The 738-nt window shown below is 31.4% G+C and carries 2 protein-coding genes; both read left to right on the top strand.

Annotated features, from left to right (window positions below; genetic code table 11):
• The coding region (locus ACYQ19_RS09160; RefSeq protein ID WP_459979129.1) for a flagellin at window positions 1–281 on the top strand (281 nt) is incomplete at its 5' end.
• A gap of 196 nt (window positions 282–477) precedes the next feature.
• Window positions 478–738, top strand: a 261-nt coding sequence (locus ACYQ19_RS09165; RefSeq protein WP_459979130.1) for a flagellin N-terminal helical domain-containing protein, incomplete at its 3' end; no start/stop codon positions are given.

Genomic DNA, 738 nt, shown 5'->3' on the forward strand with positions numbered 1-738 from the left:
GAGGTGCAATGGCTGTAATGGATATTGCTGATAGTGCTGCAAAACTTCTTGATAAAATTAGAGGTGATATCGGTTCAGTTCAGAACCAATTAGTAAGCACAATTAATAACATTTCAGTAACACAAGTAAATGTAAAAGCTGCGGAATCACAAATTAGAGATGTAGATTTTGCACAGGAAACTGCTAATTTCCAAAAATACAATCTTCTTGCACAATCAGGAAGTTATGCATTATCACAAGCAAACGCAGTTCAGCAAAATGTAATGAGATTATTACAATAATAAATAATTTCTTTACTCCCTTTTGGGAGTATAAAGAAAGTCAAAAGTTTAAAATAAAAAAATGTAAAGTCTATAATATATTAATAGTGACAGACACTTATTTGATTAGATTTGGAGTATATTTTTTTCAATTAAAATTGTTTGTTATTTTTGGAACGCATTTTGCTACTCCTTTGAAAAATAAAGGAGTTTAAAAATGGGATTTAGGATAAATACAAATATTGCTGCATTGAATGCACATGCTGCTGGTGTTGCTAATAATAGAGCTTTAAGTAGTTCTCTTGAGAAACTTTCAACAGGACTTAGAATTAATAAAGCTGCAGATGATGCTTCTGGTCTTCAAATTGCTGATGCATTAAGAGATCAAGCAGATTCTTTAGGTCAAGCTATTAGAAACGCTAATGATGCTATTGGGCTTTTTCAAATTGCAGATAAAGCGATGGATGAACAAGTTAAG

Source organism: Nautilia lithotrophica (assembly GCF_054656815.1).